Annotated in this window: 5 protein-coding genes; all 5 read right to left on the reverse strand. The window is 45.0% G+C overall.

Annotated elements, in window-relative coordinates; all coding sequences use genetic code 11:
- On the reverse strand, positions 1–1515 hold a 1515-nt coding region (locus QZY09_RS02660; RefSeq protein WP_295667757.1), incomplete at its 3' end, for a GH92 family glycosyl hydrolase.
- 57 nt (positions 1516–1572) lie between these two features.
- Positions 1573–2892, reverse strand: a complete 1320-nt coding sequence (locus QZY09_RS02665; RefSeq protein ID WP_295667759.1) for a sugar MFS transporter — start codon at positions 2890–2892, stop codon at positions 1573–1575.
- A gap of 55 nt (positions 2893–2947) precedes the next feature.
- Positions 2948–5617, reverse strand: coding sequence for a glycoside hydrolase family 2 TIM barrel-domain containing protein (locus QZY09_RS02670; protein ID WP_295667761.1), 2670 nt, complete (start codon positions 5615–5617; stop codon positions 2948–2950).
- A 33-nt stretch (positions 5618–5650) separates the two neighbouring features.
- Positions 5651–7087 carry an alpha-L-fucosidase gene (locus tag QZY09_RS02675; protein WP_295667763.1) on the reverse strand — a complete coding sequence of 479 codons (1437 nt, stop codon included), beginning with the start codon at positions 7085–7087 and terminating at the stop codon, positions 5651–5653.
- Positions 7088–7266: 179 nt separating this feature from the next.
- Positions 7267–9624 (reverse strand): bifunctional YncE family protein/alkaline phosphatase family protein (locus QZY09_RS02680; RefSeq protein WP_295667765.1); only part of this gene is annotated, 2358 nt, incomplete at its 5' end.

A 9624-nucleotide genomic window follows, 5' to 3' on the forward strand; every position in this document is an offset into this window, starting at 1 on the left:
GTAATTCTGCCCCCGTTTGCTAAAATAATCAAAGTCGGCCTTGTTGCCCATCTTTAGTGCCATTTGTGCAATGCACCAGTCGTTTATGGAATATTCAAGCCCCATTGCTACTGATTCTACGGTACTATCGGCAGGGATATAGCCCAATGCTTTTACATATTTTAGGCCCCTCAGATCCTGCATTTGGGTGTTTTTAACCGCCTCATAGCCCAGTTTTGCATCAAAGCCGTTAAAGCCTTTTAAATAAGCGTCAACGATAACAGTTACCGCACTATTGCCCACCATGGTATTGGTTTCGTTGGCCATTAAATGCCAAACAGGTAACCTGCCCTGCTGTTTGTAAATGGCCAGCATGGTGTTTATAATATCATTTACACGCCCGGGCTGGATAATGGTGTAAAGGGGATTTGCCGCCCGGTAAGTGTCCCATAACGAAAAAGTAGTTAAGTTAGTGAATGAATGATCATTGTGCACCTTTTTATCGGTACCCCAATAGTCGCCGTTAACATCGTTAAATACCGATGGGGCAATCATGGTATGGTATAGCGCGGTATAGAATTTTTTAAGTTGAGATAAAGAGTCTGTTTTGATCTCAATTTTCCGCAGCTCTTTATTCCAGGTATTATGGGCATCGGCAGCAACCTTGTTAAAATCCCAGCCCAGTATTTCGCTGTTGATATTAAGCAATGCATTGGCTGAACTTACAGGCGACAAGCCAACCTTTACCAGTACCTTCTCGCCTTTTTTGGTTGCAAAGGAAATTACCCCTTTAACTTTTTGCCCCTTAAGCGTGATACCCTGCTGTAAAGCAGTCGTATCGTACACCGCAAAATGTGCGATAGGTTTTGATAAAACAGCCGTAAAATAGATCCGCTGGTCATGCGCCCAGCCTCTTGAAAAGCGGAAGCCTTCAATGGTGGTTTTATTCACCAGCTTGATGAAAGTTTCGGTAGGTATATCGGCCACGCCTTCTTCAAGGTCGATAACGATATGCGATTGATCGGATTGCGGAAAGGTATATTCGTGAAAGCCCACGCGTTTGGTGGCGGTAAGTTTAACGCCGATATGATATCTTTTAAGTTTTACACTGTAATATCCGGGTTTTACCACTTCGTCTTTACGACTGAATTGCGAAAAGTAGCCACTCTCAGGGTCTGCTAAAGTTCCTTTAATGGCTTTAACCGGGCCTGTTGTTGGCATTAATGAAATATCGCCCAGGTCGCCAATGCCGGTGCCGCTTAAATGGGTATGTTGAAAGCCGACAATGGTAGAATCGGATATATGGTATCCGGAGCACCAGTCCCAGCCCTTCGACAGGTTGGTAGGCCCTAACTGAACGGCCCCAAAAGGAACATTGGCTCCCACGAAAACGTGGCCGTGAAAGCCGGTACCAATGTAAGGGTCGACATATTGCGTTAGATCAGTCGTTTTGTTTTTTGTATGATGGCTTACCTGGCCAAATGCAAAACCTGTAAATGCCACAAATAAGACAGTGGCGGTAAATTTATTTATCATGTTTAGTTAATAGTCTTTTGGTACTTCTGTCACGGTTGATGCTGCAATTTAGCTCATTTATTCGGCCACAGGGTATAATTTTTCAGCAGGTTCCACAGGTATACGTCCGGCTTTGTACCCTTTTACACTGTAATAAAGAATAAAAAGATAGATCGGCACCAAGATCCAATATGCTTGCTGCAGGCTTGTTTTATCAGCAATCCGCCCGTATGCAAGGGGGATTAAGGCCCCTCCGGCAATAGCCATGATCATTAATGAAGAGCCTATTTTGGTGAATTTTCCCAACCCGATAATGGCCATTGGCCATATAGCGGGCCACATGAGTGAATTGGCAAGGCCAAGCAAAGCAATAAAAAACACCGAAAAATATCCTTTGGCAAAAAGTGCCCCCAAAGTAAAAATTACCCCCAATATGGCCGATACTTTTAAAGCAAATTGCTGTGTAAAATATTTTGGTATACAAAAAATACCAACTAAGTAGCCGGCAATCATTCCTATGAGGGTGCAGGTAGTAAAAAACTTGGCCGTAGAAAGTGGAATGCCCTGGCCGGCGCCGTAGTTTATAATTGAATCGCCTGCAAGTACCTCTGCACCAACGTATAAAAACAGAGTTAATACCCCCAGTACCAGGTATGGAAATTGAAAAACGCTGGTTTTATGGGTATTGGCAATGGCAACAGTCTCGTCTTCATGATCAGTATCAATTTCGGGTAAACCCGAAAAGAAAATAAATACGGTAAGGAGTAACAGAATTACAACAATTACGATATAAGGTGGGATCACCCTGGAGGCAAGTTCATTAAGCTGCTGTGTTTTTTCGGCAATGGGCATGGTTTTGAGGCGGAGTTTGAGGCTATCGGCATCACCAAGCACAATGGAGCCAAGCACAATAGGCGCAATTGCCCCGGCTACTTTATTACAGATGCCCATAATGCTGATGCGCTTTGCTGCACTTTCAGGCGGGCCTAAAATAACGATGTAAGGGTTTGAGGCAGTTTGTAAAATAGCTAAACCGGTTCCCATCACAAATAAACCCAATAAAAACAATAGATAGGTGCGCTCAAGTGCCGCAGGAATAAAAATTAAAGCGCCCAGTGCCATGATGGCAAGCCCGATAGCCATGCCTTTTTTAAAACCGGTAACTTTTAATACCAGGGCCGATGGTATGGCCATTACGAAGTAGGAGATATAGAAAGCAAATGTTACAAAATAAGCCTTAAAATTATTGAGTTCGCATGCTAATTTTAAGTAAGGTATCAGCACAGAATTCATCCAGGTTGCAAAACCAAAAATAAAAAACAGGATGCCGATGATTACAATGGCTTTTGAACTTTTATTTTGATCTGTTGGGGGTTTGGTGCTTGTAATAGTTGTCATTTAAGTTGGGTTAATTTGTTTTAGTTGTTTAAAGATAGATGCTTTGTAAAATTGATCAGTGGTTATCAATAGTTAGATATTTCTTGCTTACATTCCAGCCGCTGATCTCCACCTGCAGGTCCTTTTGTTCAATACCTGGCTTGTAGTCAATAATTACCTTTTTCTGTTCGCCGGGCAAAACGCTCACATAGTTATCGCTGTAAAAGACAGGCAATAACCTTGTTTTGGTATCCGCATTCACGAGTGACAACCGGTTGAAAAATGCCAGCGAATGATTTTGGCTATTATCAAGCGTAACTTCAACCTGCCCCGCTTTAAGGTATTTGGCTTTAATCGCCAGATCGTTAAGCTTCATTTTTTGCAGTCCGGAGAAGTTTCCTTTTTGGTCGGGTATCCAGTACAGGTTATCGGTGATCAGCTTTTTATTGGCATCAAGTAATTGCAGCAAAAGGAAAATGCCCTCCCTGGCGGACATTTCATCAATGGTCTTTTTAATCGAGAAATATCTTTTGGTGGTAGTGGCCCCAATGTCAGCAAAAACCTGGGTGAGCAGGCTGTCTTTACCCGTCATATCAAAAGTTTTTACAACCAGCATCATGCTACTGCGGGCTTTAAAGGTATTATTGGCTGCCATCACCATGCCGTTAACTGGGTTATACATAATATGCAGTGGGGCGCTGCCATTATGAAGCCCATACAAACAGGCGTTGGGGTCTAAATAATAGTCGTACATCTGCCCGCGCATGGCCGTCCATGGGTTTTGAGTCTTCCAGATGATGAAACCGGTGTACCAGTCCCACATGTGCGAAGTAAAGCCTTCGGCAAGGCCGCGATACTGGTCGTAGTTCACTAACTGTGCTTTGTTGCTAAAATCTTCGGCGTTTTTTATTTTACCATACCGGGCTACACTGGTGTCATAACCAATGTACTTATGGTAATCCCAAACTTCATCTGTTTTTGTTTTATGGGTATCCTCATCATAAACCGGTTGCGTCAAATGATTGGTCGGAATAAATCGTTTAAGCGATTCATAATCACTCAATCCCACCGACCCAACCTCGGAGTTAAAAGGGAAAGTCCGGTGTTCCCAAAATACTGATAACGGCTGGATGCCGTACGGCCCGTCGCCATTGTCGCCGAGTGTATTGTGTGACATGGCATCAGAATTGGAGTAGTCTACAAACCAGCGGGTATTATCCAACCGTGGTAAAATACTATCGCGCAGCGGTACCAAAATATCTTCAGGCGGGGTAATCTCGTTGCCTCCGCACCAGATAGCCAGCGAAGCGTGATTGCGCACCATTTTGATCTGGTCCTCTGCCGAGCGCAGGAACAGTCCATGGTCATCGGGATATTTTCTCCGGGTCCATTGGTCGTCCAATTTCAAAGGGTCCATCCAGCGGCCGTTGCAATCGCCTGATCCCCATAGGTCCTGGAAAACCAGGATACCGTATTTATCGCAGGCATCAAAAAACTCAGGGCGTTCAATCATGGCACCGCCCCAAACCCTGATCAGGTTCAGGTTCATATCCCGGTGAAAGCGTACCTCAGCGTCGTAACGGGCGTCCGAAAGGCGCATCATCTCGTCAGAGATGATCCAGTTACCGCCTTTAATAAAAATTTTTTGCCCGTTTACTTCTATCTGTCTGCCGCCTGTATGTTCGTTATATTCCGATTGCAGTTGCCTTACGCCAACCTTAAGCGATTGCTCATCGGATAGTTGATTGCCTTTAGCCACGAAGCTGATCTTTAAGTTGTAAAGGTTTTGCGGGCCATAGCCATTAGGCCACCAAAGTTTGGGGTTTTGAAGCGTATAGTCGTTAAAGTTTACCTGTTGGGTTGATAATGGTTTCAAACTAACGGCCTTTGAAACGGTTTTTCCATCCAACTCGAATTTTAAAGTGCCCGATACCGGTACGGTAGTGGAGTTTTTAAGTTCCGTAGAAAGCTGTAGGGTTGCCGGTTTTTGCGGCCCTTCAGGAAATCTTTGTCCAGGCACCAGGGTAACGACATGCGTATCGCTGATGCGCACCGCGCCGGTTTTTTGTATGGTAACTTTGTCCCATATTCCGGTATTTCTGTCGCGTACGGGCTGGATCCAGTCCCAGCCGGCGGTATATTGCAATCCTACATTGCGGGCAATAGTGCCATCGCCGCCCTGGCCGCCGTTAGCATTGCCTAAAACGTCGGGCGGGTATACCAATATGGCCAGGCGATTAGTGCCATTTTTGGCTAAAAAAGTGGTGATATTATAGCTAAACCGTAAAAACATGCCTTTTTGCAAGGTTTTATTTAGCTTATTGCCGTTAAGGAAAATATCGCAGCTGTAATTTACCCCACGCAGGTTAAGATAAACCTGGCTGCCCTTTGTAACAGGCGATTCAGTAAAATCCTTGATAAACCAATAGGTATAATAGGCTGCACCCGTCTTGTAGATATCGGGGATCTGTTCATTATTCATCCCGAAAAATGGGTCGGGTACCTTTTTGTTATTTAAAAGGGTAGTTAAAACAGTGCCGGGTACGGTAGCACGCATCCAGTTATTAGCATTAAAGTCAGGTTTGGAAAGTTCGTACCCTGAGATTTTTACACTGCCTATATCAGCGCATTTCCAGCCTGAATTTAACTCATTGCTGCTTTGGGCGTAAATGCTGCCGTTTAGGCCGGTGGTTAATAAAAGAAGATAAAGTAAAAATTGCGGCTGGATCAATTTAGTCGGCGGCATTATATCAAATAGTATGTGTCTGTTGTTTGTTAATTAATATTGAATTTTAAAAACTGCGGCTTGATTTAGCCCGTTATTGGTCTGCAAAGCTGCCGGGATATTTATACTGATGGTATCGGCGTTAACTGCCCATTTCAATTTTTTGTCGCTACCTAAAAGACTTACCTTTTTAATTTTTGCGATACCGTTCAAATGCAGCGCTATGTTTTGCGGTAGTTCAACCTTATCCTTTTCTGATAAAACGAATGCATAAATTGTATTGGTGTTTTTTGATTTGGTATAATAGATATTTGACTCGGAGTAGGGGGCTATTGAGGTGCTGTTATAGATACCCTCACCGTTTATTTTTATCCACTCGCCAATTTGTTTTAATCTCTCATACGCTACGGGATCCCAATCACCATCAGGGCCAGGCCCGATATTCATCAATAAATTTCCACCGCGCGAAACGATCTTTACCAGTAATGTAACGATCTGGTTGGCCGATTTGTATTGATCAACAGGTACATAGCTCCATGAATTGCCCATGGTAATGCAGCTTTCCCAAGGATGGTCTAAAGGCTCATTTGGAACTTGCTGCTCCGGGGTAGTATAATTCTCATATTGACCTGTAACCGTTCGGTCAACTACAATTAATCCGGGTTGTTTGCTGCGGGCCATGGTGGCAATGCGTGGCATATCAATATCCTGGTTATAGGTAATGGTTCGCTGCCAGTCAACTGAACTATCAATGGTGCTTTTTGGCCTAACCCAGCCGCCATCCAGCCACAGGATATCAACTTTCCCATAACCCGTCATCAGTTCCTGTATCTGGTTATAGGTATAATCCTTAAATTTCTGCCAGCGCTCGGGGTGTTTTGCAGGGTCGTAATTTACATTCCTGTCTTTCGGCGGGAAGTAGGGCCACCAGTAATTTTCCGAATGCCAGTCTGGTTTTGAAAAATAGGCGCCTATCATAAAATTTTCTTTCCTGAAAGCATTAAATATCTCGCTGGTAACATTACTTCGCGGATCTGATGAAAAAGGCGTTTTTACACTGGTTATTTTATAATCAGTTTGTTTGGTATCAAACATGCAAAAGCCGTCGTGGTGTTTGGTAGTAAAAACGACGTATTTCATGCCGGCGGCTTTGGCCGCCTTTACCCATTTGTCGGGGTGAAAGTTTTGCGGGTTAAAAGTAGTTTGCAGGTTTTCGTAGGCTTTTTTATACCCGTAATAATCGGTGGAATAGGGGCCTGTACGTTGTGTCCATCCTTCGTCCTCCGGGCATATGCTCCAGCTTTCTACCACCCCCCACTGGCTGTATGTACCCCAATGCATAAATAAGCCAAATTTAAGGTCCTGCCATTTACCCAGCTTTTGCTGTACGAGCGTATCATCTGGAACTACATAGCTTTTTGACATTTGGTGCTGTTGCGCTACCGCCATATGTAAGGGTAGTAGCAAAATAGAGAAAAGTAGTTTTTTCATAAATGAAATTGCTGATTTTATAAATATGAGAATAAATATTTAATTATTGCAAGAGGCTTAGTGTATTGAGAACACATAAGAGAGGTAGCCTGAGGTTTAGTTGAGGAGAAGTCCCGGCTTTGCCGGGACTTCCTTATTCAAATAGAATATTGCTTTCGCTCCCAACGCGTCGTCTTATTTCAGTCATCATTTTTGCCGGTCAGCTTCGCCGGATAAACCTGTTTGCCTTTAGCAGCATACCACAAAATGCGGTTCAATAAATCATCTTTGCCACCATCAACATGATCAAACTCCGGCCTCAACGACGCCCTGGCGAAATAGAGTGCCTTCCCGTTCAGTGCGGCAAGTTTTGGGTTGATTTGATTGAGCGCGATCCGATTCGGCACGGCCTGGTAAATGAAATTGGATGGCCGGTCAGTAAAACAATTAAACATGGGAAGGGCGGTAGCATCAATAATATTCATGGGGGGTATACCCAAAATCTGTTCAATTGACCGTACCACACATGTTTGATTATAGTTGGTAGATACTGTTTTTTGCAAACGACTATAAGGACTAACGACAAATCCCGTTGTGCGATATGCCGAGACGTGGTCCCAGCCCGCTTGCGAATCATCTTCGGTTACAAAGATCACCGTGTTTTTCCAGAACTTGCTTTTGGTAACGGCTTCAATGATGCGGCCAAGGGCCAGGTCATTGTCAGCTACCATGGCCTCTGGCTTTGGGAAGCCGGGACGGGTTCCTTCGGTATGATCGACGGAAAGTGCCATTACCATCAGTTCGGGAAGTTGGTCGCCTGGCTTTTGCTCGTATTCCTTCAATTCTTTTATAAATGCGGAAGCCCTGATCTGGTCGGTAATTTTCAGTTCATCAGAGCCGGGATAATTTTGCGACAGCATAGGCGTCACCCGCGAAATGGTGCTGGTATTATAAAACTTAAAAGGCAGGCCTGCCTGGTAATTGGCGTAAATATTTGACCAGGTTAAGTTTTCACCATAATTCGGTTTCGACGCCTCCCCGTATATCCTCACTGTTTTGTCATGGTCTGCCGCGTTGTTCCAGATAAAACCATTCGCATCATAAACCAGCGCGTCTTCCTGCACATGCGGGTAGCTGCGGAACCAGGCCCTCACATTCTTTTCAACATAATCTGTTACCATAGCCGCATCCGTCCACTGGTGCCCTTCCGCCGAGCATTTCCCGGATGCATAATAGTTATCCATCAACAAGAAATCTTTAGCCAATTGATGCTGGTTTGGCGTAATGCTGTCGCCATAAATACATAACGAGGGCTCCCCGTTCCCCTGTGTCATATCGCCTAAAACCTGGTCGTAGGTGCGGTTTTCTTTTATGATGTAAAGCACATGCTTAAATACCGATGGCTCACCAATGCGTTCGGGAATAGGTTTGGGGGCGATGTTTTTGCGCGGTACCAGTTGAGCTATCTCTTCCCTGAAGGTTAAGTTGAGGGCTTTTACTCTGTCGGTATATTGTTTTAACTGCCCCTGGCTGGGGATAGGGATAATGGATACGGTTGCCAGCTCATGGTGCGAGTTATAAGCAGTTACCTCGTCGGGTACGTCCTTCGCTTTAAATTCCTTTGTGCTTACCCGCGAACCTTCGCCCTCCAGGTTGGTTACAAATATTATGTTGCCGTCAACCAGTAGGCCTCCGGGATAGGCTTCAGTTGGTATAAAGCCTTTGATCGTAGTTTTTCCCGAACCCTTTGCCGATGAACCTGCCCCCAGTTTAATTACCGCTACCGCATTATCAAGCCCGTTGGCCACATAAAGGGTGGTTCCGTCGGCACTGATGGCAAGTGCATTGGGCGAATCCCCGATATACCCTTTTTGACCAGGGATCAGCCGTACAGGTATATTTTCCACTACCTGCAATGCAGCAACCGATATCACCGATACATTATCACTATTGGCATTGGCCACATATAAAAACCGTCCGTCTTTGGAAGGGATAATCACATTTGGGTGCAGGCCAACCGCTATTTCCTTTGTAATATCTCCCGTAGCCGGGTCAATAACCTGTACGCTGCCGGTTGCGGTGGCGCCGGTTTTTGGGTCGGTATAAGTACTGCCGTAGGGTACGCCTGCGGTTTCCCTGCCCGCTGTGTCTGTTGGCATAGGGCCGCCCCAGTTGGTAATGAACAGTTGATTGCCTACCGACGCAATGCCGTAAGGGGCAACCCCCGTTGGTTTGGTCCACAGGGTATTATTTGTGCTCAGGTCGATTTTTACGATTTGGTTATTGCCGTTTAGTACCACGTACAGGTAATCTTTATAATTTTCGGTACGGATCAGCAATTCATTAGGCAGGGCCATCGGCGAGGGCGCGACAGGTTTAAAGGCGAAGGCATTTTTAATGCTGATCTTCTTGCCGTCCCAAACGGCCTGCATCACGTATGATTGATGGTTATCCCCGTTGGCGGCACTCCAGAAGATCTGGCTTTCGGTACCGGTCGTCCAGGTTTTTATCCCCGAATAGGTGCTCATCAGCGATCTTCTTTTTTTACCGCTTTGGCA

The organism is uncultured Mucilaginibacter sp. (genome assembly GCF_903913935.1).
GTDB lineage: Bacteria > Bacteroidota > Bacteroidia > Sphingobacteriales > Sphingobacteriaceae > Mucilaginibacter.